This is a genomic window from Clostridium sp. Cult1 (assembly GCF_021655095.1).
In the GTDB taxonomy this organism is placed as follows: Bacteria; Bacillota; Clostridia; order Tissierellales; family Tepidimicrobiaceae; genus Schnuerera.
Genome location: NZ_PPXW01000001.1, coordinates 571,258 through 595,379, shown reverse-complemented (window position 1 = coordinate 595,379; position 24,122 = coordinate 571,258). Strand labels below are relative to the sequence as shown.

Genomic DNA, 24,122 nt, shown 5'->3' with positions numbered 1-24,122 from the left:
TGTGTTAGGCACGCCGCCAGCGTTCGTCCTGAGCCAGGATCAAACTCTCATTAAAAAGTTTGCCTGTTTAATTATTTCTTACTCAAAGTACTTCACACTATTAAATTAAAAGGTTCAGTTTTTTGTCAACTTCTATACTATATCAAATATTTAAGTCTGTGTCAACATTTTTTTATTAATTTAAAAAATTGATTTCTAGAGCTGATTGCTTAAATATTTGGAGCCGACAAGTATATATATTATACCCTTTTTATAAGAATGTCAACCATTTTCTAAAAAAAGTTTGTATATTTCTTTAACCTTTTTAAATCCTCCATATATACATCTTTTAATTCTCTTCTATATATTATTGCCGCAGGATGGTATAAGGGAAATACTTTATAGTTTACATTTCCTATTTCAATATCCATTAGCTTTCCATGGACTTCTCCAATTCTTAGATTCTCATTAAATATGGCTTTAAGAGAGATATTCCCCAAGGTTATTATTATTTTAGGATTTACTATTTTTATCTCCTCATGGATATATGGCCTAAATATATCTATCTCTTTATTTGTAGGAGTTCTATTAGACAACCTTTTAGTCTTTGGATTCATCTTTGTAGGTCTATATTTAACCGAATTTGTAATATATACATCTTCCCTTTTTATATTTAAAACTTCTAAAAATTCTTCAAAATGCTTTCCTGCCTGGCCAACAAACGGTTCACCTATCTCAATTTCTTTTGCTCCAGGAGCTTCCCCTATAAGGATAATAGGACTATTCAAATCCCCATATCCTACGATTATCTTCTCCCCAGGATATTTTTCTACTATTTCCCTATTTAATGCCTTCATCCTTTCTTCTTTCACTTTATCATCCTTCCCTTTTACCATCTACTTTTTCATATTTTGCCTTTATATCTTTAAAGTCTTCCCAGGCCTCCCTCTTTTTAGTCTCATCCCGCAAGAGGGCAGCAGGATGATATGTAGCTATTATAGAATACATTCCTCTATTAAACCAAATACCTCTATCTTTGGTTATTCTAAAATCTTTATCTATAATATTTCTTGCTGCTACAGCTCCTAAGCATACTATAATATTTGGGTCAATTATTTTGACCTGCCATCTTAAATATTCAATACAAATATTACTTTCTTCTTCTAAAGGATTTCTATTGTTTGGTGGTCTGCATTTTACAATATTAGCAATATAAATATCTTCTCTTTTTAACCCTATAGCCTCTATCATCTTGTCAAGAAGTTGCCCTGCCTTTCCTACAAAAGGTCTCCCCATCTTGTCCTCATAAAATCCAGGACCTTCTCCTATAAAAATCATCTTTGCTTTTGGATTTCCTTCTCCAAAGACCACATTTGTTCTAGTCTTCGATAAACCACATCTATGACATCTGCTTACTATAAGTTGAAGTTCATCCAAGGTATACATAAGTATCCCTCCTACCGCTTTAATTTTTAATATATCAAAAATATTCTTCAATTCGATTATAGATATTACTCCATGAAAGCTGGCTTATTCGATTTTTTACATTGTCATTCCATATATAACCTTCTTTTAGCCTATAAATCTGTTTTTCTATTGCTTTTTTTAATCTTTCTTCATATAGGGGTATTTCATCTTTTAAAGGCAGGTCTACATTGTCTAGTTTAGGCAATTCTACATATTCAATAATTCCACTATTATTTATCTTATCTCCCAAGAAACTTTTTAAACCACCAATTGAACTAGCAACTACCATTAGGCCAGTGGCCAAAGCTTCTATAGTTACTAGGGATAGTCCTTCATAAAAAGATGGCATTATGAAAATATGGCTATTTCTAAATACTTTTCCTAATTTTTTTTGAGATAATTCTCCTAAAAAATTAACCTTTAACCTACTATTATATCCTGCTTCCTTAATGGTCTTCTCCTCAAACCCTATTCCAGCCCCTGCAATGGAAAGTTCTATTTCATCTTCTTTCATATTTAACATATTATATGCCCTTATTAAAGACATAACTCCTTTTGCATAGCTTAATTTCCCAGCATAAATAAGTTTAACTACATGTCCAGGGAGCTTATTGTCTGGAGGATAAAACTTTTCTTCATCAAAACCTCCCCCTATGGTTATGATTTTATCTTTAGGAATGGAATAAAGATTATTTATTATTTTTCCTTGTTCCTGATTAAGGGATAAAACTAAATCTATTTCTTTACACCCTTTAACTACATAATGTCTATATCTTGGATTTTTTTGGAATTGTCTTATATCAGTTCCATGACATATAGCTATTACTCGTATGTCTTTGATTACCATTCTTATCAAAGATGTCAATATCCATAAATGATGAGTGATTATTACATCTGGTTTAAATTCATCTACTGCTCTTAATACAGCTTCTTTAAATCCTTCCTTCCATTTGGTCAACATCTCATTTGACATGTCCGAATAATTGATAGTATTGTAGGGCATTGTATCACTCATACCTACTATAGGAAAAGGAATTTTGGTAGTATTGAACATTACAGGATAAAAATTTTCTTCTGATATTTCTAATTGAATATTTCTTTCTGTTTCATATAAGGCAGCTACCAATCCTTGAGTATATCCTTTTTTATTTCCCTCTATAATTAATTGATTCAAATATGTTCCGCTACCGGTTTTCCCCGGATATTGGGATATAATGTGGAGTATTTTTTTCATAAGATCACCCTATTCTTAAATTATATAAATAATGAGTCAAAGGGCTACCCTTTGACTCATTATTTATTCATCTTCGTCTATTGGTTTCATAGTTGGGAATAATATTACATCTCTTATACTTGGTTGATTAGTTAATAAAACAATAAGTCTGTCTATTCCTATTCCTAGTCCTCCAGTAGGGGGAAGTCCTACTTCTAAGGCATTTACAAAATCCATATCCATCATATGAGCTTCTGCGTCTCCTGCCTCTCTCTGTTTTGCCTGTTCTGAAAATCTTTCTTTTTGATCTATTGGATCGTTTAATTCACTGAAAGCATTTGCTATTTCCCAAGTATTTATAAAAGCTTCAAACCTATTGGTTAACCTTGGGTCATCAGGGTTCCTTTTTGCTAAAGGTGATACTTCTACAGGATGATGAGTAATAAAGGTGGGCTGGACTAAATGTTGCTCGCAGAATCCCTCAAACATTTCACTAATTATATGGCCCCTCTTCATATTGGAATCGACTTCTAATCCTTTTGATTTTGCAACTTCAATGGCTTCTTGGTCTGAATCAATGGTATTAAAATCTACTCCTACATATTCTTTTATAGCATCTATCATAGTTAACCTTCTCCAAGGTGGTGTTAAATCTATTTCTGTCCCCTGATAATTAACCTTTGTACTACCTAAGGCTTTTTCTGCTACATAAGCTATCAATTCTTCTGTAAGTCTCATCATCTCTTCATAATCTACATAAGCTTGATATAGTTCAATATTTGTAAACTCTGGATTATGTTTATAGCTCATTCCTTCGTTTCTAAACATTCTTCCCATTTCATATACCTTTTCAAATCCCCCAACTATAAGTCTTTTTAGATATAATTCATTGGCGATTCTTAAGTACATGTCTATATCTAAAGTATTATGGTGAGTTATAAAAGGTCTTGCATTTGCTCCTCCAGCAATAGTATTTAAAATAGGAGTATCTACTTCTAAAAAACCCCTTTCATCTAGATACTCTCTTACAGCCTTAATTATCTTGGACCTTAAAACGAAAGTTTCCTTCACTTCAGGATTTACTATTAAATCTACATACCTTTGTCTATATCTCAAATCCTGATCTTTCAATCCATGGAACTTTTCTGGTAAAATCTGTAATGATTTTGTCAATAAGGTAATTTCTTTAGCTCTTATGGAAATTTCCCCGGTTTTAGTTTTAAATACCTCTCCTTTAACTCCAATAATATCTCCTAAATCTAAAAGGTTTAATTTCTTATAAGTTTCTTCTCCTACAGCATCCATTTTAATGAATATCTGTATTCTACCTTTACTGTCCTGTAAATCCATAAAACTAACCTTACCATGTCCTCTTCGAGACATAATTCTACCTGCAACTGAAACTGTTTCCTCTTCTAATTCATCAAAGTTATCCTTAATAGTGCTACTATGATGAGTATAATCATATTTTTCTATAAGAAAAGGATTCTCTCCCATCTGGATTAATTCTTTCAGCTTATCCCTTCTTATCTTGAGCATTTCATTAATATTATCTTCCGTTCCTGCCATATATAATATAACCTCCTCTTATCTAGTAATACTTAAAATTTGATACTTAATAAGTCCATCAGGTACATGTACTTCTACTATCTCTTCTTTCTTTCTACCTAATAAAGCCCTTCCAACTGGAGATTCATTCGATATTTTCCCTTCATAAGGGTCTGCTTCTGCCGAGCCCACTATGGTATATTCCATTTCTTCATCGTATTCTAAATCTTTGACTATAACTTTTGAACCTATACTTACTATATCAGTAGAAATATCTTCATCATCTATTAGTTTAGCATTTCTTAGTATCATTTCCAACTTTGCTATTCTTTCTTCCAATTGTCCTTGTTCATTCTTTGCTTGATCATACTCTGAGTTTTCGCTTATATCTCCAAAAGCCAAAGCTTGTTTTATTCTGTCTGCGATTTCCCTTCTTTTAACCGTTTTTAATTCATCTAATTCTTTCTCAAGCTTTTTCAATCCTTCTAATGTTAAAAAAACATCCCTTTCAGCCATATAATTCTCTCCTTCTATTAAATATTTTGGCCTACATGCCCTTTAAAACGGAAAATTTCAAATAATTATTACCTATATATGCAGAATATTATAATCAAGGGAAGGTTTATTGTCAAGTATTTAGAACCTTCCTTTAGTCTTTATTTGATAGTCTATAAAATTATTTAAACTATAACATTCTCCGTCAATAGATAAACCTGCAAAATCCATAGAGTCAAGCCGATTGAATTGTTCATATAAATAAGAAGGTATAATAGATTTTATAAATTTGTTCTCCTTTATATCCAGATAATCTATTAGGAACAGGAAATCTTCAACGATAACCATTCGTCTACCTTCGTTAATTTGATCTCTCAATCCCTTGGTCATACTAAAATCAAATATTATAGCTTTTTCCCTAAGTTTACCTATATTTAAATAATAATTATCTTTAAAATTAATAATAATAGGATAGTTTCCCAATATTTTATCTAGGTTTTTAGAATAGAAAATAGACAAACCTGTCTTTTCTAGTATATATTTGGATATATTCTCTATAGTAGATTCATAATCTCCAGCCAAAGTTATAAAGCCTATTTCTTTATATAAGCATTCTATTATTTGTTTTGTCAGTTCTTCATCGTCTCCTATTATCAAAACTTCCTTTTCCTTTAAACTTTTATTTAAATTCTTATAGATCTCTCTCAATACCCAAGGCAAAAAAAAGATAAAAACCCTTATTCCGTTAACTATCTTTAGATTTGTTTTTCTTTCAATTAATCTTAGATCATCCATATTAAATAGGCTTAAGTCTTCCATTATTAATCTATTAGTATTTTCGTCCTTAAGCTTCCCTATGGCTAAAACTAGTTCTTCTATTAATTCTTCTTTCTCCAAATTTAAGTTATTTAAAAAAACTCCCCCAACTCTTCCTATAATGCTTCCATCACTACTCAATATATGTTCTAAAATTTTTACTCTTTTAGTTGGAATATATTTTTTGGGAATTATTTTCATTAGTCCTCTATTAAAATGATTATAATAAGTTTGATCGCCTACTATATAAAGAAACTGAATAACAATCCCCCCCTCTAGCATATTGTAATGTATTATATGAGTGTTAGAGGAGAAGTATAACTAGTTAATTGCAAAGGTATCTAATTCCGATAAATAGTCTACCAATATTTTTTCCATCTCATCTTTATTAACTATAGCGTTTATCTGATTTTTTATTTTATTTGAACCTTTCACTCCCTTTAAATACCAAGATATATGCTTTCTCATCTCCTTTACTCCGACTTTTTCACCCTTTATATAACATAATAGTTTCAAATGTCTTATGGCCATGTGGATTATTTCCCTATAGGATGGTTTTATATCCTCTTTACCCTCCATTATAAGTTTAATTCTATTGAATATCCAGGGATTCCCCATTGCTCCCCTTCCGATAGCCACCCCATCACAGCCAGTATATTTCATCATGTTTATTGCATCTACAGGTTCAAATATATCTCCATTGCCTATAACAGGTATATTTATAGATTCCTTTAACTTTTTTATAAAATCCCAATCAGCCTTTCCAGAATAGAACATATCTCTAGTCCTGCCATGAATAGTTATAGCAGATACACCTTCTTCCTCAGCTATTTTACCAATTTCAATTCCATTTATACTGTCATGATCCCAACCCATCCTAATCTTCAATGTTACTGACTTATTTGATACTTTTACTATTTCTCTTAGTATATTTCTAATCAGGGATGGATTTTTAAGCAAAGCTGCCCCACCTCCATTTTTAACTATTTTAGGTGCAGGACAACCCATGTTAATATCCAGTATATCTAAATCCCGGCGGGGATTAATATATTTTTCCACTACTTCTGCCATTATGGAAGGATCTGATCCGAAAATTTGCAAAGCAACAGGTCTTTCATCGGAATCTACATCCGTTAAATTTTCTGTTTTTTTATCCTTATAATATAATCCTTTACTACTTATCATTTCAGTAACTACTAGCCCTGCTCCCATTTCCTTACAAATAATTCTATAAGCTTTATCAGTAACCCCTGCCATCGGAGCTAGAAATATATTATTTTGTAAATCTATATTTCCAATTTTCATCCTATCACCTTTATTTATTATTAGAAAAAGTAGCCTTATGGCTACTTATTTCTCCCATATATTATGCGAAGTCCCTCAAGAGTTAACAACTTGTCAATCTTATTAATATACTTGCTTTCACTAGCAATCAAGGAAGAAAATCCTCCAGTACCTACTACCGTCTTTACCTCTCCTTCTTCTTTAAGTTCCTCCATCATTTTTTCTATTATATAATCTACTAAGCCAATATATCCATAAACCAAACCAGACTGAATACTATTTACCGTATTTTTAGCTATTATAGATTTAGGTTTAGATATTTCTACTTTTGGAAGCTTAGCAGTTCTTAAGAATAATGCCTCACTAGAAATCTTAATTCCAGGAGTTATTGCCCCACCTAAATACTCTCCTTCTTTTGAAATTGCACAGAAAGTTATAGCAGTACCAAAATCAACTATTATTAAAGGTCCACCATATTTTTCGTAACCAGCTACTGCATTTACTATTCTATCTGCACCTACTTCTCTTGGATTATCATACTTTATATTCATTCCTGTCTTAACTCCAGGTCCTATAATTATTGGCTCATTATTAAAATACTTTATGCTCATGGCAGATAAGGTATGCATCAATGTAGGTACAACCGATGAAATTATTACATCTTCTACATCCTTTGGACAAAGACCATGGTATTTAAATATTTGTTCAAATAACAAGCCATATTCATCTGAAGTCTTATCTTTATAAGTAGCGATTCTCCAATCATATAATAATTTATCTTCTTTATAAACTCCAAATACTATATTAGTATTACCTACATCAACTACTAATAACATCCTTTCCACATCCAATCTATTTCTTTCTATTTAATGCCACTACAACGTTAGTAACTACTATTATTCCAATAATTATCTCCGGTATACCATTAGCTACTCCAATTCCCAATATAATCTTCCTAGCCATTTCTGCACTCTGTCCTAGTTTTTCAACATATTGTTCTCCATAGATAAAGTATATAGTCGAAAGCACTCCTACCGTATTAGTCAAAGTACCTAATGCAGTAGATATTATTATATCAACTGCTTTATCTTTCATCTTCTTGTTGGCATAAACTACTATTGTTATAGTCAATATTATTAAAAGCATATTTATCAATATTGACCAAATACTTGTAAAATCACTAATTTCAGCATATAGCCCATAGAATAAATAAAAGAGCATAAATATCCAAATTATATTCAGTAACCCCATTGATTTTTTGGAACCTAAATTTTTAGAAAATCTATAGGCATAATAGGTTACTATCCCTATTAAAACTCTAGGTAGTACAGAAACTATTGGATTTAAAAATACAAAAGATACGGGAGTTGGATTTGTTGCGGCTTGGAAAATACTAAACAATCCAAATATCAATCCTATTAATCCTCCAACTAAAGGTCCTTCCATAATAGCCCCAATAATTACAGGTATATGCATTATGGTTGCCCTAGTTGGTCCAACGGGAATAAACCCCAATCCAGGTATAGCCCCTAATACTATAGAGACGCTCCCTAATAATCCTACTATCATCATCTTCCTTGTTGATAGTGCATTTACACTTTTTTTCATAATCATCCCTCCGCTCTAGTTCCTTCCGGATACCAGTCGTTATTATTACCTTTTTTATCTGATTTTCATGTCTAGCTCCTAAAAAAAGATGCTAGCAATACACAAGTTAATTATAATTTTTCTAATATATATTTTCAACCTTTTTTTATATATACTTTAAAATAATATAGGTTTAAGAATGAAACGTGGCAGAAATCTGCCACGCTTTAATCTCTATCCACCGAAAAACATCAGTAATAGTCCTGCCGCTACCGCTGAACCAATAACTCCTGCTACATTCGGTCCCATGGCATGCATTAATAAAAAATTTCTTGGGTTTGCTTCTTGTCCAACTTTCTGGGCAACTCTTGCTGCCATTGGTACTGCCGATACTCCTGCTGCTCCAATTAACGGATTTACTTTTCCTCCAGTTGCTTTGCACATTATTTTTCCGAATATTACTCCTGTTGCAGTTCCTATGGAGAAAGCTATTAATCCTAATATTATTATCTTTATTGTTCCCCATTGGATAAAAATTTCTGCGTTGGCTGTAGCTCCGACTGTTAACCCTAGAAATACTGTTACTATATTCATTAACTCATTTTGTACTGTTTTTGATAATCTCTCTACTACCCCCGATTCTCTCATTAGATTACCTAACATTAACATTCCTACTAATGGTCCTGCTGAAGGTAATATCAATGTTACAACTACTGCAATCATTATTGGGAATATTATCTTTTCTCTTTTAGATACGGGGCGTAGTTGTTCCATTACTATTTTTCTTTCTTCTTCTGTAGTCAATGCTTTCATTATCGGTGGTTGTATTATTGGTACTAATGCCATGTAGGAATAAGCTGCTACTGCTATAGGCCCTAATAAATGAGGCGCTAATTTACTCGTTAGGTATAGGGCTGTGGGTCCGTCTGCTCCTCCTATTATTCCAATGCTTGCAGATTCTGGTCCTGTAAATCCTAATGCAATTGCACCGATAAATGTAAAAAATATACCAAATTGGGCTGCTGCCCCTAATAATATACTTTTAGGATTGGCTATTAAAGGGCCAAAGTCAGTCATAGCTCCTACTCCTAAAAATATTAATGGTGGATATATGCCTAGTTTTACTCCCTGATATAGGTAGTATAATAATCCTCCCAATTCTTTTGTTTCTGATACCAATTTCCCTGTATTTGGATCTTTCACTATCTCTACTATTGGCTCTTTCATAAGTCCGGCTAATGGAAGGTTTGCAAGTAGCATCCCAAAGGCTATTGGTACTAATAGAAGTGGCTCAAATTCCTTCTTAATTGCAAGATAAAGAAGGACAAAGGATACTAGTAGCATAAAAATTTGCCCACCGGTAATTGCGGCAAATCCAGTGCTCTGTAAAAAATCCCCTAATATATCTATAAGCATTTAATTTACCCTTCCTTTCCTCTGTTTATTCTATAACTATTAACTTGTCTCCAGTGTTTACAGAAGCACCTTTTGTAACAGCTATGCTTGCTACTTTACCGCCTCTTGGTGCAAGGATTTCGTTTTCCATTTTCATGGCTTCAAGAATGGCTAATACTTGTCCTTCTGTTACTGTATCTCCTTCGTTTACATTTATACTAAGTATGGTTCCTGGCATTGGAGCTTCTACTGATTCTGATCCTTCTTTTACTACTACTTCTTTTTTCTCTTCTGCCTTGGGTGCTGGCTGTGGTGTTGGTGCCTTTTTAGTTGTTGGTTGTGATGTTGATGCTGGTTGTGGTACTGATCTTTGAGGGGTACTTACTCCATCTGTTACTTCTTCTACTTCAACTTCATATTGGTTTCCGTTCACATTTATTATAAATTTTCTCATTTTATTACCTCCTATAGTAAATTATTATAATTTCTCAAGGATTTGCTCTCTTCTTCCTGCTTCTGACCATAGAGGATTTGTTGAAGAGATTCTTTTTATGGTCTTTATCTTTATTTGAGGAACTGTTGTCCCTAAGCTTGCTGCTACTGCTGCTGCTATTACTGCTACTAGTTCCTGGTCCTTTACTTTTTCTTCTTTCGTTTCTTCCTTCTTAACTGCTTTTTCTTCTACAATTGCTTTTTTAGGTTCTTCTTTGCCTTTTTTACCATTTGTAGTAACTCTCAATATTTCTATTAAATAGGATATAGCTATTAATACTATAAATACTACCACCATACTAAATATGGTTATCATCACGCTTTCTCCCATGGTTATTATGTCTCCCAAGTTTTATCACCTCTTCTATACTGGTAGATTCCCATGTTTCTTTTTAGGGTTGGTTTCTCTTTTACTTTCTAACATATCGAATGCTGATATTAGTCTTGGCCTTGTTATACTTGGTATTATTACATCGTCTATAAATCCTCTTTCTGCTGCTATATATGGATTTGCTACTGTATCTCTATATTCCTTTATTTTTTCTTGTCTCGTTTCGATTGGATCTTCTGAATTTTTTATATCGTTTTTAAATATAATATTAGCCGCTCCTTCTGGACCCATTACTGCTATTTCTGCATTAGGCCATGCCAATACCTGATCTGCTCCTAAGTCTTTACTACACATAGCTAGATAGGCCCCTCCATAAGCTTTTCTGATTATTAATGTTACTTTTGGTACTGTAGCTTCACTATAGGCGTAGAGCATTTTGGCACCATGTCTTATTATTCCTCCGTATTCTTGATCTGTACCTGGCAAAAATCCTGGTACGTCTACTAGATTTAATAATGGTATATTGAAGGCGTCACAGGTTCTTATGAATCTTCCTGCTTTGTCTGAGGCGTTTATATCTAGACATCCTGCTAGTACTCTTGGTTGATTTCCTACTACTCCTATAGTTTTCCCATTTAATCTTATGTATCCTGTTATTATGTTTTGAGCATAGTAAGGTTGTACTTCAAAAAACTCATTATTATCTGCTATTAATTTTATTATTTCTTTCATGTCATAGGGTTTGTTTGGATTTATTGGTACTAATTCATTTAAACTTTCTTCTACTCTATTTATATCATCACTACATTCATATACTGGTGGAGTTTCCAAATTATTAGATGGTAAATAGCTTAGTAGAGTTCTTATCCTTCTTATGCTTTCTTCTTCAGTCTCATCCATGAAATGGGCTACTCCTGATATTCTATTGTGAGTATTGGCTCCTCCTAATTCTTCTTGAGTTACGTCTTCTCCTGTTACAGTCTTTATTACCTGTGGTCCCGTTATGAACATCATACTTGTTCTGTCTACCATGAATATAAAGTCGGTTAAAGCTGGTGAATATACAGCTCCTCCTGCACTAGGCCCCATTATTGCTGATATTTGAGGAATCACTCCTGAAGCCATAGTGTTTCTATAGAATATTTTTCCATAGCCTGATAAAGCGTCAACACCCTCTTGGATTCTAGCACCTCCTGAGTCGTTGAATCCAACTATGGGGGCTCCCATCTTTAGAGCCATTTCTTGTACTTTACATATTTTGTTGGCATGCATTTCTCCTAAAGAGCCACCTAATACGGTAAAATCTTGGGCATAGACGAATACTAATCTTCCATCTACTGTACCGTAACCTGTTACCACCCCATCAGCTACTGCTTCTGTATTTTCCATTCCAAAGTTGGTGCATCTGTGTTTTATGAAGGCATCTATTTCCATAAAACTTCCTTCGTCTAATAGTAGGTTAATTCTTTCTCTTGCAGTTAGCTTTCCTCTTTCATGTTGCTTTGCTATCCTTTTTTCCCCTCCACCAAGTTCTATTTTCTTCTTGGTTTCAAGGAGTTGTTCAATTCTTTCCTTCATTTTGGCCCTCCTTTTAGTCTTTATTCTCTTTCACAGAGTTCTATTAATACTCCAAAGGTTGATTTTGGATGTAAAAAGGCAATTTTTGCTCCACCTGCACCATATCTTGGTTTTTCATCTATAAGTCTAATTCCTTTTTCTTTTAACTCATCTATTGCTTTTTCTATATTATCTACCCTATAAGCAATGTGCTGTATGCCTTCTCCCCTTTTTTCTATAAATTTAGCAATTGGTCCATCTTTTTCTGTGGATTCTAAAAGTTCTACTTCAGTATCTCCTATAGGTAAAAAAGCTACTTTTACCTTTTGTTCTTCTACTACTTCAGTGCTCACACATTTGATTCCAAGTATTTCTTCATAAAATTTTAAAGTCTCGTTCAAATTCTTTACAGCTATTCCTATATGGTCTACCTTGTTTACCATATAATCCCTCCTAATTATTTAATTAGCTTTAACACCCTATCCTTAGCTGAATAAGGATCTAAATCTTTTAAAAGGATTTCTTCTGACAAACTATCCAACAAGTTTTCTTCTAATGCTTTATGCATTATTAATTCCATAAGTTCTTCTTCTACTAGCTTAACTATTTCTAATTTAGTATTTCTTTTCCTTCTTTCTAACAATTCTTGCGTATCTTCTAGGTAATTTCTATGTTCTACCAATTTTTCTACCAGCGTATCTATATTTTCATTCTTACTAGCTGATACTTTGACTACAGGCGGCCTGTAATCTTTTTTTTCATTTAAATCTAGGTTCATTTCTATTTCTAGTTGGGTTTTATCCGCTCCATCTAAATCAGCTTTGTTTATGGCAAATACATCTGCTATTTCCATTATACCAGCTTTTATAGCTTGTATATCATCTCCTAAGTTTGGTACCATTACCATTAGTACCGTGTCTGCAGTTTTTACTATATCTACTTCTGATTGGCCCACTCCCACTGTTTCTATAAATATATAGTCTACTCCATAGATATCTAATACCTTTGTTGCTCCCCAAGTAGCTTTAGACATTCCTCCTAATGAACCTCTAGTTCCCATGCTCCTTATGAATACCCCTTTGTCTAAGGATAAATCGTTCATACGAATTCTATCTCCTAGGATTGCTCCTCCGGTAAAAGGGCTTGTTGGATCTATAGCTATTATTCCAACTTTCTTATCTCTTTTTCTAAGTTCTTTTGTTAGCCTATCTGTAAGGGTTGATTTACCACTTCCAGGAGGTCCAGTAATCCCTATTACATAGGCATTTCCAGTATGTCTATATAATTTTTTAATAATTTCTATAGCTTCTTCATCATTGTTTTCTAACATGGTAATTAGTCTAGCACAAGCTCTTTTGTCTCCTTTTAGTAGTCTTTCCTCTATATTCAATCAACGCACCACCTGTATTATCTTTTTAAATTATTCTCAATATATTCTATCACTTCTTTAGTAGGTGTTCCTGGAGTAAATATAGCTTCTATACCTGCTTCTTTTAATTTTGGTATATCATCGTCTGGTATTACTCCACCACCAATGATTAGCATATCATCTACTCCTTCTTCTTTCAATAAGTTTACTACTTTGGGAAATAGATGATTATGAGCTCCAGACAATATACTCATAGCTACTACATCTACATCTTCCTGGATTGCCGCTTGAACTATTTGCTCTGGTGTTTGTCTTAATCCTGTATAGATTACCTCCATCCCTGCATCTCTCAATGCCCTTGCTATTACTTTAGCTCCTCTATCATGACCGTCTAATCCTGGTTTTGCTACCAAAACTCTTATAGATTTTCCCATTTAATTAAACCTCCCTTTAAAGTATTACTGATTGTTGATATTCACCAAATACTTCCCTTAACACTCCACATATTTCACCTAATGTAGCATATGATTTTACTGCTTCTAGTATATAAGGCATTAAGTTTTCTGAAGTATTAGCTGCATTCTTTAATTCTTTTAATCTATTCTCTACTTCTTCATTATTTCTTTCTTCTTTTAATGTTTTCAATTTTTCTCTTTGTAATCTTTCCACTTCCGGATCTACCTTTAATATGTCTTTATGATGTTCTTCTTCTATTTGGAATTTATTTACTCCTACTACTATTCTTTCTTCTGATTCTATTTCCATTTGATAATTGTAAGCTGAATTTTGAATTTCTTTTTGAATATATCCTTTTTCTATAGCTTTTGGTGCTCCTCCTAATTCATCAATTCTTTTAATATAGTTCATGGCTTCTTCTTCTATTCTATTTGTAAGGTTTTCTACATAATAAGAACCAGCTAATGGATCTATAGTTTCCGTTACTCCAGATTCATGGGCTACTATTTGCTGTGTTCTTAAAGCAATGCGTACTGATTCCTCTGTAGGTAATGCTAATGCTTCGTCCCTAGAGTTAGTGTGCAATGATTGGGTTCCTCCAAGTACTGCTGCTAAGGTTTGAATCGTTACTCTTATTATATTGTTATCTGGCTGTTGTGCTGTTAATGTAGAACCAGCTGTTTGAGTATGGAATTTTAGCATCATGGATTTTTCTTTCTTTGCTCCAAATCTTTCTTTCATTATCTTTGCCCATAGCCTTCTTGCTGCCCTATATTTTGCTACTTCTTCTAATAAATCATTATGAGCATTAAAGAAGAAGGATAATCTCGGAGCAAAATCATCTACATCTAACCCTGCATTAATGGCAGCATCTACATAAGCTATTCCATCAGCTAATGTAAAGGCTACTTCTTGGGCTGCCGTGGAACCAGCTTCCCTTATATGATAACCACTAATACTTATGGTGTTCCATTTAGGTACTTCCTTTGAACAATATTCAAATATATTGGTTATTAATCTCATGGATGGTTCCGGTGGAAATATATAGGTTCCTCTTGCTATGTATTCTTTGAGTATATCGTTTTGGATAGTACCTCTTAATTTATCCTTAGATACTCCTTGTTTTTCTGCAACAGCAATATACATAGCTAATAAAACGCTTGCCGGTGCATTAATAGTCATGGAAGTACTCACCTTATCCAAAGGTATTCCATCAAATAATATTTCCATATCCTTTAACGAGTCTATGGCAACTCCTACTTTTCCTACTTCTCCTTCAGATAATCCATGATCGGAATCATATCCAATCTGGGTTGGTAAATCAAAGGCAACGGATAAACCTGTTTGACCTTGTTCCAATAGGTATTTATATCTTTTATTAGATTCTTCTGCAGTAGCAAATCCTGCATATTGTCTCATAGTCCAAAGTCTGCCTCTATACATAGTAGGTTGGACTCCTCTTGTAAAGGGATACTCTCCTGGAAAACCTAATTTTTCTTTATAATCTATTTCCCTTACATCTTCTGGTGTATATAGTCTATCAACTTCTAGATTAGATCCGGTTGTAAATTTTTCTTTCCTTTCAGGAAATCTACTAATAGCTTTTTGCACCTTTTCTTCTGTCCATTTCTTTTCAGCTTCTTTAATTTCCTCTAATTTTTTCTCATTAAACATATTCCATCCTCCTTATTGGAAAAGCTTTTACCGTTTATAATATTACTATCCACTATCTATTATAGTAATAATCTTGTAGATTTTGCAACATATATTTCAACATTTTTCGAAAATGAAATAAATATTGCAAAATCTACAAAAAAAGAGTACTAATGGCTACCCTAGTCATTAGTACTGGACTTTATTTGATATGCAACTTGAGTTTAATCTTATTGCCACAAATAAAACAGTATTAGTATTTATGGTTTTCTTCTTTCCATTTTAAATATCTCCTATATACTCCTTTGGTAGCTACAATTATAGCCTTCTGTGAATATCCAAAAAACCTAGCTTCTATTTTCTCTATTATACCGTCTATGCCATCCTTGTCAATATTATGACCTATGATAAGGTAAGATAAAAAATCTTTAACTAAATCAGATATTAAAGTTACCATTACATCTTCTATTATCCCTGTTTTAGTATTGATTAAGAACCCAACTCCAACTACCTTATGCACATAGGTAGCAGCTATATCCGATGGAAGCTTAGCATAGGAAACAAAGTATACAGTATCCTCACCAAAATCTTGGATCTCCCTCATTTTTCCTCCTCCTTTATAAGGTACATTCTATATTTCCTTAATAAATCCTTTATTAATTTTAGAAAAGGCTGCACTATTTATAGCAGCCTTTTCTATTACTTATTTGAGACCTAATATCATTCTAGCTTCATTTGGAATAGCTACTTCTCTCCCTAGTTCCTTGGCAATTCTAACTACTCTTTCTACTAACATTGGATTAGTAGCTAAGATACCTTTATCATAAAGAATCGTATCCTCTAGTCCGGTTCTTGTATGTCCTCCTAATAGAATAGACATAGTCAACATTGGTACTTGGCTTGGTCCTATCCCTGAAACTGTAAAGGTGGAACCTTCTGGTAAGGATTCTACCATATGCAACAAGTTCCTAGGAGTACCGGATACTGAACCCCTAACATTCATTACAAGATTAAATTGTAGAGGAGGTTTTAATACACCTTTTTTAATTAGATACTTAGCATTATCAATCATTCCTAAATCAAAGGCTTCTATTTCTGGTTTTATATTATTTGAATACATTTTATTTGCTAGTTCTTCAATTAATTCAAAAGAGTTTGCATTTACTTGAGTTGCAAAGTTAGAGGAACCTGTAGATAAACTAGCCATCTCAGTATTTAAATCCAACATTTGGCCTCGCCATTCAGAAGTATTTCCTCCACCCCTAGCTCCTGTAGACAGTTGAGTTATAATGTCACAACTCCTTTTTTCTAATTCATCTAAGACCTCTTTATATAGTTCTCTATCACAAGTTGGATTCCCTTCTTTGTCTCTTACATGAATATGAGCTACCGATGCGCCAATCTCTTTACATTTTATAATATCATCTACAATTTCTTCTACAGTAATAGGAGTATGTGGGTTCATTTCTTTTGTAGGAACATTTCCCGTAAGAGCTACGGTAATTATCAACTTTTCCTTTCTATAATTCATAGTCATGCCTCCTTAATATGCTTTTTGTCCTAATACTTCAGAAGTAGTCTTGTTAATGGATTTGTCTAATTTATCATATAACAAATCTACTTCTTCTTTAGTAATATTAATTGGAGGTGCCAATAATATATGATCTCCTCTAACCCCATCAACAGATCCTCCACCTGGGTATACTACTAATCCTTCTACTAATCCATTGTTGGTTATCTTTCCTTTAACATTCTCTGATACTTCAAATGGCTCCTTAGTTCCTTGGTCCTTAACGAATTCAATTCCTATCATAAGACCTTTACCTCTAATATCACCTACTATAGGATAATTGTACAAATCCTCTAGTTTCTTCAGTAGATATTCTCCTTGTAAAACACAATTTTCTATATAATTTTCTCTCTCAATTATTTCCATTACCTTATCTGCAATTCCACAAGACAGTGGATTTCCTGCATAAGTATGACCATGAATAAAATTACCCGATCCATCTATCATAATGGTATTAAATATTTCATCAGTACATACTGCTGCACCTATTGGGGTATAACCACTACTTAACCCCTTAGCAATCACTAAAATATCTGGCTTGGCGTCAAAATGTTCCGAGGCCATTTTCTTACCTGTTCTACCTGTACCTGCCATAACCTCATCCATTATGAATAAAATATCATATTTATCACAGATTTCTCTTACCAGCTGAAAATAAATCTTCTCTGGATGAACACCTGGAGCCGCAGACCCTATCACTGGTTCTGAAATAAATGCAGCTATATTTTCTGGTCCATGCCTTAGTATTTCCTTTTCTAATTCTTTGGCTGCTAATATACTTGTCTCTTCTAATGTTTTTGCTCCCCACGGGTTTCTATAATGATAGAATTGTTGTATTTTAGGGAAGTTAGCTAATAAAGGATCATATATTTTTCTTCTACCAATGCTTCCAGTCATTGATAAGGAACCCATTGTAGCTCCATGATAGGAATTCCATTTAGAAATAACTTTCCACTTACTTGTCTTATGACCATCCCTTTCTACAAAATACTGTCTAGCCATTTTTATTGCTGTTTCTGTAGCTTCTGATCCACCAGATACGAAATATACATGATTTAATCCTTCAGGACACCAATTAGCAATTCTTTCTGCACATTTTTCAATAGAATCTACTGTCCAACGAGATAGGTGAGTAAAAGCGATCCTTTCTATATGTTCTTTTGCAAATTCTGCCACTTCTCTGTTCCCATGGCCGATATTAGCCACAGCAGAACCAGAGCAACCATCAATATATTTCTTTCCATCTTCTCCATATAAAAAGATTCCCTCTCCCTTTTCAATTCTAGGATAATGCCAATTCTGATTTCTATAAAACACATAATTTTTTGGAGCTTTGTTTAAACTCATAAATTATCCTCCTTTTAATGTTTTGTTGTTAAACGTTTTCCTTTAATCCATTTGAAATATTATTAGTAGCGAACATTCCCCCATGATTAAATACTTCCCTATCCAAATCTCCCTCTAAAGCTGATACTGCAGTTCCAACCATTAAATCTCCTAAAGCATTGGTAGAAGTATGGATTTGATCGACTATTCTATATACTCCAGCTATTAAAGCTATACCATCTAATGGAATTCCTAATCCTGTTAAAAGTGCTATAGATATAATTAGTCCTGTCTGAGGTGCTGCTGCACATCCTATAGACAACATTGTAGCAGTTAAGACTAGCATTACCTGTTGCCCAATAGAAATCGGTATGCCGTAAAGTTGAGCTGCAAACATTACTACAATTCCAAAATAAATTCCAGTTCCATTCATATTAGCAGTTGCCCCAAGAGGTAGTATAAAACTGGCCGTCTCCTTAGGGATACCTAATTCATTAGTCCCTACTTTCATAGTTACTGGAAGAGCTGCTGCACTACTACAAGTGCTAAATGCTATAGCCCAAGGTTGAAAAGACTTTTTATAGAATTTTAGTGGGTTTACTCTTGCTATGAAGAACAATATCAATGAATACCATACTGCTATATTAAATATATTTGCTCCATAATCCACCAAAATAAATTTAAATACAGGCCCAAATATCCCTACACCAAATGTCGTTACAGCTTGTGCCATCAATCCAAATACTCCAATGGGAGTAAATTGTATTACAATATCAACAACCTTATACATCATTTCAGAACATCTATCTACTAAATCCACAATAGGTTTGGCTCTTTCTCCCATTAATAACAAACCAGCTCCTATGAATATACCAAAGGAAATAATGTGTAGCATTTCTCCTTGAGCTAAAGACTCAAATATATTGGCTGGAAATAGTCCTAATATGGATTCAAATACCGTTGGGAGTTCTCTCATTTCTACAGTTCCCGCTCCCAGTTCTGCAATATTTAATCCTGCACCAGGTTTAAATATATTTGCCATTATAAGACCAGTTCCTATAGAAAGAAAACCCGTTAAGAAAAAAAATATTACTGTCTTAGTTCCAATACTTCTAAGTTTTTTAATTTCAGTAAGATTTGATACCCCACTAGTTATTGAAAAAAGCACTAATGGAACTACTACCATTCTGATAAGTCTTAAAAATATGTCTCCAAGTAATCCAAGCCAAGGTAATAGTTTGACAACAAAAGGTTGGTCTTTTCCTATTGCGCTTAAAATAGCTCCTAAAACAATCCCCAAGAATAAGCCAATAAAAATTTTGTGAAATAATTTAAGCTTTCTTTTTTTCACTAAATATCACTCCTTTTTACCCACATTATTTTGTACTTTAAATATACAATTTTATATTTTTACTCACTCTCCTTTCCAGTTAAAATATAAAAACCCAGTATTAATGACAACAGAAAATCATTAATACTGGGTTCTATTTGCTAAGCAATTTGGGGTCAGCCTTATTGCCACAAATAAAGCAGTACTTAGACGACTATTTTTTGAATTATAGGTTTTTTTGATAGATTGCGAATCATCTAAATATTCAGCTTTTATATTGTATTCTACATCTATTCAAAAAATCCTTCTTTTTTAATATTTTTTTTATTTTTATCCAAAAGAAAAGTAGCTAAAAAATTTAGCTACCTGTTTATGCTCCTTGAAACACTTCTTCAAATTCTTTACCATCAAGAGTTTCCCTCTCAAGCAAAGCTTCTGCTACTCTATGAAGCTTGTTAATATTCTCTTTTAATAGTTCTTCTGCTTTATTATAGGCCTTGTCGATTAAACTTCTCATTTCTCTATCTATGGCCGCAGCTACCTCTTCACTATAGTTTCTTGCTCTACCAAAATCTCTTCCTACAAATACTTCTTCCTCATCAGTACCATAAGTCATAGGACCTAAATTACTACTCATGCCATAGTGAGTTACCATTTTCCTGGCTAATTTAGTTGCCCTTTCAATATCGTTTTGAGCTCCAGTGCTTATATCCCCTAGAACTAAAGCTTCTGCAACTCTACCTCCTAATAAGGAAATCAACTCATCCTCCATTTTACTTTTAGTCATAAAATATCTATCTTCCTCTGGTAGATATGCAGTAAACCCTCCTGCCATCCCTCTTGGTATAATCGTTACCATATGGACTGGATCCGCATTGGGCAAAAGCCTAGATGTAATAGCGTGGCCAGCCTCATGATAAGCTGTTAATCTTTTTTCCTCTTCGCTAATAACCCTACTTTTCTTCTCAGGTCCAGCAACTACCTTAATAGAAGCTTCGTCTATGATATCCATAGGAATCTTCTTTAGATTCTTTCTCGCTGTTAGCAACGCTGCTTCATTAGTTAAATTTTCTAAATCTGCTGGAGAAAAACCTGGGGTCCTTTTTGCAACCACTTTTAAGTCTACATCTTCTTCTAAAGGTTTATTTCTAGTATGCACTTTTAAAATCTCTTCTCTAGCCTTTATGTCAGGTAAGCCTACGTATATTCGTCTATCAAATCTTCCTGGCCTTAAAATCGCCGGGTCTAATATATCGGGCCTATTGGTAGCTGCCATAACAATTATTCCTTCGTTAGTACCAAACCCATCCATTTCCACTAACAGTTGGTTCAAAGTTTGCTCTCTTTCATCATGGCCCCCACCAAGACCTGCTCCTCTTCTTCTACCTACTGCATCAATTTCATCTATAAATATAATGCATGGTGAGTTCTTCTTGGCTTGTTCAAACAAATCTCTAACCCTACTTGCTCCAACACCGACAAACATTTCAACAAAGTCAGAACCAGAAATACTAAAGAATGGTACACCTGCTTCTCCTGCTACAGCTTTACTTAAATAAGTTTTACCCGTACCTGGAGGTCCTACTAATAACACTCCTTTAGGAATTCTAGCACCTATTTCAATGTATTTTCTTGGATTTTTTAAAAAATCTACTACCTCTTTAAGTTCTTCTTTTTCTTCTTCTAAACCTGCTACATCCTCAAAGGTTATTCTATCTCCATCTTCTTCTTTATGCATTCTAGCTTTACTCTTTCCAAAAGACATTACCCTACTGCCTCCACCTTGGGACTGTTGCATGAAAGCAAACCAGAATACAACAATTATTAAAACCATGAAAATAGTTGGTAACGCAGTAATAAACCAAGGTTCAGAGGGTACAGGTTCTGCCCCATAACTCTCTATTTGACCAGATTCAACTCTTTCTTTTAAATAATCTACATAAAAAGTATCTTCCATATGTGTAGGTATCATAACTGTATACTGGGTTCCATCCTTTAATTTTCCTTTTAGTGTATCTCCTACAGTTATTATGCTTCCTACTTCATTGTTTTCTAAATGTGCTAAAAACTCAGTTACATCTATTTCCTTAACTTGCTCTACATCTTTCCCAATCATAGTAACTACAAAAATAATTATGATAAGTAGAAGCAAATATAGACTTGTTCCTCTAAAAAATTTTCTCAATCCAAGTCCTCCCTTCTATCTAATGCCAAGATTATATTCCTAGATTATAGCATATTTTCTGTTAAAAAACAACATTCTCACTCTTGTTTCATCTAACTATAAACTTCTTCCTTTAATGCTGCCACATATGGCAAATTTCTATATTGCTCAGCATAATCAAGACCAAAACCTACTACGAATTCATCAGGAATTGAAAAGCCTCTATAATCCACAGGCACATTGGCTTTTCTTCTATCTGGTTTATCTAAAAGGGTTACAATCTTAACGCTTTTAGCCCCTCTTTTTTTCAAATTATCTGTCAAATATGATAAAGTAAGGCCTGTATCTATTATATCCTCTACAATTAATATATCCTTATTTTCTATACTACAATCTAAGTCCTTAATTATCTTTACTATTCCTGTTGAAGTAGATGATTTGCCATAACTAGATACTGCCATAAAGTCCATCAAAACTGGCATATCAATATTCTTAGCTAGTTCAGCCATAAACATTACTGCTCCTTTTAATATACCCACTAACATTAAGTTTTTACCTTTATAATCTTCGGTAATTTGTTTACCTAGTTCTTTTATTTTTGCTTCTATTTCTTCTTCAGTTAATAATATCTCCTTTATAATATCCTCCATTTTTATCCTCCTTAAACCTAAAATTCTTTCAACAGCTGGATTACTAACACATTTTTTGTATCTTTAGTTATCTTAAATATATCACTAGTTCTATAGCCAACTACCCATAAAATATTTTCTTCATCAGTTATTAGTGGGATACTATCCCTTTTTTCTTTAGGGATTTTTTCATCAATAAAATAATTCTTTATTTTTTTACTTCCTTTCATTCCATAGGGTATAAAACGATCTCCATTTCTTCTATTTCTAATATATAGATCGCCTACTATTTTATCATAATCAAAGTATTTTACAAACTTACCTTTAATATCTGTTTTTATTTCTTCAATAGGTAATATCCTCAAATTTAAACTAAGTTGAAGTTCATCTATATATGTAAAACCTTCATGTTTTATTTTAAACAAAAAATCCCCTTGTTCAACACTTTTTCTCTTCTCTATTATAAAATCTTCATAGCTTGTCTTAGCTACGGTATTATTGACTAAGTCAATGCTCTTTCCTGTCCCCCTTTCTAAAAAAAGTGTTAATATATCTAAAATATGCCTATGGGTAAATCCTTGCAAGTCCCCATTTATTTCCAATATACAATTTCTTATAACCCTTTGTTGAATACTCCTATCTTCTTTAACAAATAAACTTCCATCTAGAATTATACTATTCTTTTCTCTTTTTTTCACCAATTTACTATAAGTTTCTTTAGAATATCTTTCTAAAAAATTACTATCAACAGATACAACTTCTGATGTTCTCCAGAGAGTGTCTATTATATTGGGATTAAAATATTTTTTTATATAGGGTATTAACTCTAATCTAATTCTGTTTCTATTATATATTGGCTCTAAATTGGTTTTATCAAGTCTAGTCTTAATATTTCTATCTAATAGATATTTTTCTATCTCGCTTCTTTCTATACCCAAAATTGGCCTTATTATATCTTCATTTTTATATTCCATTCCTTTTAATCCATCTATGCCAGTGCCTCTAAAAAATCTCATCAATAGTGTTTCAGCTTGATCGTTCTTATTGTGAGCAACAGCAATTTTACCTCCACCAATACTAGATAGTATTTCTCTAAAAAAACCATAACGTAAAGCCCTTCCAGCTTCTTCAGATGATAACCCCATTTCTTTCGCATATTTCTCCATATTTACTCTCTTTGAGTAATAAGGTAGATTTAAATCTTTGGCCAACTTTTCTACAAATTTTTCATCTGCTAAAGCCTCTTCACCTCGTACACCATGGTTTACATGGGCTATAAAAATATTAAAGTTCATATCCTCTTTTATATCTAATAGTATGTGAAGCAATGCCATAGAATCCGGCCCCCCAGAAAGGCCTATTACTATATTATCATTTTCTTCAATCAATCCATATTCTTTTATAGCTTCTAAAACTTTATTTTTCACAAATATCACCTATATATATTATACATAATATCGC

At 33.1% G+C, this 24,122-nt stretch carries 23 protein-coding genes and 2 pseudogenes; all 25 read right to left on the bottom strand.

Annotated features, from left to right (window positions below; all coding sequences use genetic code 11):
- Nucleotides 1-272: 272 nt before the first annotated feature.
- Nucleotides 273-851 (bottom strand): uracil-DNA glycosylase, encoded by a 579-nt coding sequence (locus C3E89_RS02770; protein ID WP_236910972.1) that lies wholly within the window; start codon nt 849-851, stop codon nt 273-275.
- A 4-nt stretch (nt 852-855) separates the two neighbouring features.
- Nucleotides 856-1,425, bottom strand: coding sequence for a uracil-DNA glycosylase (locus tag C3E89_RS02765; RefSeq protein ID WP_236910971.1), 570 nt, complete (start codon nt 1,423-1,425; stop codon nt 856-858).
- Nucleotides 1,426-1,459: 34 nt separating this feature from the next.
- The gene (locus tag C3E89_RS02760; RefSeq protein ID WP_236910970.1) at nt 1,460-2,680 is read right to left on the bottom strand and encodes a glycosyltransferase family 4 protein; all 1,221 of its coding nucleotides are present in this window, start codon (nt 2,678-2,680) and stop codon (nt 1,460-1,462) included.
- A 63-nt stretch (nt 2,681-2,743) separates the two neighbouring features.
- Entirely contained in the window at nt 2,744-4,228 is a 1,485-nt protein-coding gene (gene lysS / locus C3E89_RS02755; RefSeq protein WP_025642437.1) for a lysine--tRNA ligase, read from the bottom strand.
- Between the two features lie 18 nt (nt 4,229-4,246).
- Nucleotides 4,247-4,723: a transcription elongation factor GreA gene (greA, locus tag C3E89_RS02750; protein ID WP_236910969.1), complete on the bottom strand. Its 477-nt coding sequence runs from the start codon at nt 4,721-4,723 to the stop codon at nt 4,247-4,249.
- 120 nt (nt 4,724-4,843) lie between these two features.
- Nucleotides 4,844-5,719, bottom strand: coding sequence for a hypothetical protein (locus C3E89_RS02745; RefSeq protein ID WP_236910968.1), 876 nt, complete (start codon nt 5,717-5,719; stop codon nt 4,844-4,846).
- Between the two features lie 120 nt (nt 5,720-5,839).
- Nucleotides 5,840-6,823 (bottom strand): tRNA dihydrouridine synthase DusB, encoded by a 984-nt coding sequence (gene dusB / locus C3E89_RS02740; protein WP_236910967.1) that lies wholly within the window; start codon nt 6,821-6,823, stop codon nt 5,840-5,842.
- Between the two features lie 41 nt (nt 6,824-6,864).
- On the bottom strand, nt 6,865-7,638 hold the full coding sequence (locus C3E89_RS02735; protein ID WP_236910966.1) for a type III pantothenate kinase: 774 nt from the start codon (nt 7,636-7,638) through the stop codon (nt 6,865-6,867).
- 16 nt (nt 7,639-7,654) lie between these two features.
- Nucleotides 7,655-7,954, bottom strand: a pseudogene (locus C3E89_RS13480) (ECF transporter S component); the annotation flags it as partial.
- Nucleotides 7,955-8,071: 117 nt separating this feature from the next.
- Nucleotides 8,072-8,416 (bottom strand): annotated as a pseudogene (locus tag C3E89_RS13475) (ECF transporter S component); the annotation flags it as partial.
- A gap of 207 nt (nt 8,417-8,623) precedes the next feature.
- A complete protein-coding gene (locus C3E89_RS02725) occupies nt 8,624-9,805 on the bottom strand; it encodes a sodium ion-translocating decarboxylase subunit beta (RefSeq protein ID WP_236910964.1) in 1,182 nt (393 codons plus the stop codon).
- A 25-nt stretch (nt 9,806-9,830) separates the two neighbouring features.
- Nucleotides 9,831-10,238 (bottom strand): DUF2118 domain-containing protein, encoded by a 408-nt coding sequence (locus C3E89_RS02720; RefSeq protein WP_236910963.1) that lies wholly within the window; start codon nt 10,236-10,238, stop codon nt 9,831-9,833.
- Nucleotides 10,239-10,262: 24 nt separating this feature from the next.
- Entirely contained in the window at nt 10,263-10,592 is a 330-nt protein-coding gene (locus C3E89_RS02715; protein ID WP_236910962.1) for an OadG family transporter subunit, read from the bottom strand.
- A gap of 48 nt (nt 10,593-10,640) precedes the next feature.
- Nucleotides 10,641-12,185, bottom strand: a complete 1,545-nt coding sequence (locus tag C3E89_RS02710; protein ID WP_236910961.1) for an acyl-CoA carboxylase subunit beta — start codon at nt 12,183-12,185, stop codon at nt 10,641-10,643.
- Nucleotides 12,186-12,205: 20 nt separating this feature from the next.
- Nucleotides 12,206-12,607, bottom strand: coding sequence for a methylmalonyl-CoA epimerase (mce, locus tag C3E89_RS02705; RefSeq protein ID WP_236910960.1), 402 nt, complete (start codon nt 12,605-12,607; stop codon nt 12,206-12,208).
- 14 nt (nt 12,608-12,621) lie between these two features.
- A complete protein-coding gene (gene meaB, locus C3E89_RS02700) occupies nt 12,622-13,554 on the bottom strand; it encodes a methylmalonyl Co-A mutase-associated GTPase MeaB (protein ID WP_236910959.1) in 933 nt (310 codons plus the stop codon).
- A gap of 17 nt (nt 13,555-13,571) precedes the next feature.
- Nucleotides 13,572-13,967, bottom strand: coding sequence for a cobalamin B12-binding domain-containing protein (locus C3E89_RS02695; RefSeq protein WP_236910958.1), 396 nt, complete (start codon nt 13,965-13,967; stop codon nt 13,572-13,574).
- A gap of 16 nt (nt 13,968-13,983) precedes the next feature.
- Nucleotides 13,984-15,663: an acyl-CoA mutase large subunit family protein gene (locus tag C3E89_RS02690; protein ID WP_236910957.1), complete on the bottom strand. Its 1,680-nt coding sequence runs from the start codon at nt 15,661-15,663 to the stop codon at nt 13,984-13,986.
- A gap of 232 nt (nt 15,664-15,895) precedes the next feature.
- A complete protein-coding gene (locus C3E89_RS02685; RefSeq protein ID WP_236910956.1) occupies nt 15,896-16,246 on the bottom strand; it encodes a DUF3870 domain-containing protein in 351 nt (116 codons plus the stop codon).
- Nucleotides 16,247-16,345: 99 nt separating this feature from the next.
- Nucleotides 16,346-17,173, bottom strand: a complete 828-nt coding sequence (locus C3E89_RS02680) for a 3-keto-5-aminohexanoate cleavage protein (RefSeq protein ID WP_236910955.1) — start codon at nt 17,171-17,173, stop codon at nt 16,346-16,348.
- A gap of 12 nt (nt 17,174-17,185) precedes the next feature.
- Complete coding sequence (locus tag C3E89_RS02675; RefSeq protein WP_236910954.1) at nt 17,186-18,559, bottom strand: aspartate aminotransferase family protein; 1,374 nt, start codon at nt 18,557-18,559, stop codon at nt 17,186-17,188.
- Nucleotides 18,560-18,587: 28 nt separating this feature from the next.
- Nucleotides 18,588-19,889 (bottom strand): dicarboxylate/amino acid:cation symporter, encoded by a 1,302-nt coding sequence (locus C3E89_RS02670; protein WP_236910953.1) that lies wholly within the window; start codon nt 19,887-19,889, stop codon nt 18,588-18,590.
- Nucleotides 19,890-20,238: 349 nt separating this feature from the next.
- Nucleotides 20,239-22,053 (bottom strand): ATP-dependent zinc metalloprotease FtsH, encoded by a 1,815-nt coding sequence (gene ftsH / locus C3E89_RS02665; protein WP_272876554.1) that lies wholly within the window; start codon nt 22,051-22,053, stop codon nt 20,239-20,241.
- Nucleotides 22,054-22,145: 92 nt separating this feature from the next.
- On the bottom strand, nt 22,146-22,682 hold the full coding sequence (gene hpt, locus C3E89_RS02660) for a hypoxanthine phosphoribosyltransferase (RefSeq protein ID WP_236910952.1): 537 nt from the start codon (nt 22,680-22,682) through the stop codon (nt 22,146-22,148).
- 17 nt (nt 22,683-22,699) lie between these two features.
- A complete protein-coding gene (gene tilS / locus C3E89_RS02655; protein WP_236910951.1) occupies nt 22,700-24,088 on the bottom strand; it encodes a tRNA lysidine(34) synthetase TilS in 1,389 nt (462 codons plus the stop codon).
- Nucleotides 24,089-24,122 lie beyond the last annotated feature (34 nt).

Coding starts and splice junctions, on each gene's coding strand:
- dusB (WP_236910967.1), bottom strand. CDS start 6,823: ATGAAAATTGGAAATATAGATTTACAAAATAATATATTTCTAGCTCCG.
- C3E89_RS02715 (WP_236910962.1), bottom strand. CDS start 10,592: ATGATAACCATATTTAGTATGGTGGTAGTATTTATAGTATTAATAGCT.
- C3E89_RS02695 (WP_236910958.1), bottom strand. CDS start 13,967: ATGGGAAAATCTATAAGAGTTTTGGTAGCAAAACCAGGATTAGACGGT.
- lysS (WP_025642437.1), bottom strand. CDS start 4,228: ATGGCAGGAACGGAAGATAATATTAATGAAATGCTCAAGATAAGAAGG.
- C3E89_RS02725 (WP_236910964.1), bottom strand. CDS start 9,805: ATGCTTATAGATATATTAGGGGATTTTTTACAGAGCACTGGATTTGCC.
- C3E89_RS02760 (WP_236910970.1), bottom strand. CDS start 2,680: ATGAAAAAAATACTCCACATTATATCCCAATATCCGGGGAAAACCGGT.
- C3E89_RS02685 (WP_236910956.1), bottom strand. CDS start 16,246: ATGAGGGAGATCCAAGATTTTGGTGAGGATACTGTATACTTTGTTTCC.
- C3E89_RS02765 (WP_236910971.1), bottom strand. CDS start 1,425: ATGTATACCTTGGATGAACTTCAACTTATAGTAAGCAGATGTCATAGA.
- C3E89_RS02690 (WP_236910957.1), bottom strand. CDS start 15,663: ATGTTTAATGAGAAAAAATTAGAGGAAATTAAAGAAGCTGAAAAGAAA.
- C3E89_RS02710 (WP_236910961.1), bottom strand. CDS start 12,185: ATGAAGGAAAGAATTGAACAACTCCTTGAAACCAAGAAGAAAATAGAA.
- hpt (WP_236910952.1), bottom strand. CDS start 22,682: ATGGAGGATATTATAAAGGAGATATTATTAACTGAAGAAGAAATAGAA.
- C3E89_RS02680 (WP_236910955.1), bottom strand. CDS start 17,173: ATGAATTATAGAAAGGAAAAGTTGATAATTACCGTAGCTCTTACGGGA.
- greA (WP_236910969.1), bottom strand. CDS start 4,723: ATGGCTGAAAGGGATGTTTTTTTAACATTAGAAGGATTGAAAAAGCTT.
- C3E89_RS02675 (WP_236910954.1), bottom strand. CDS start 18,559: ATGAGTTTAAACAAAGCTCCAAAAAATTATGTGTTTTATAGAAATCAG.
- C3E89_RS02745 (WP_236910968.1), bottom strand. CDS start 5,719: ATGAAAATAATTCCCAAAAAATATATTCCAACTAAAAGAGTAAAAATT.
- C3E89_RS02720 (WP_236910963.1), bottom strand. CDS start 10,238: ATGAGAAAATTTATAATAAATGTGAACGGAAACCAATATGAAGTTGAA.
- C3E89_RS02735 (WP_236910966.1), bottom strand. CDS start 7,638: ATGTTATTAGTAGTTGATGTAGGTAATACTAATATAGTATTTGGAGTT.
- mce (WP_236910960.1), bottom strand. CDS start 12,607: ATGGTAAACAAGGTAGACCATATAGGAATAGCTGTAAAGAATTTGAAC.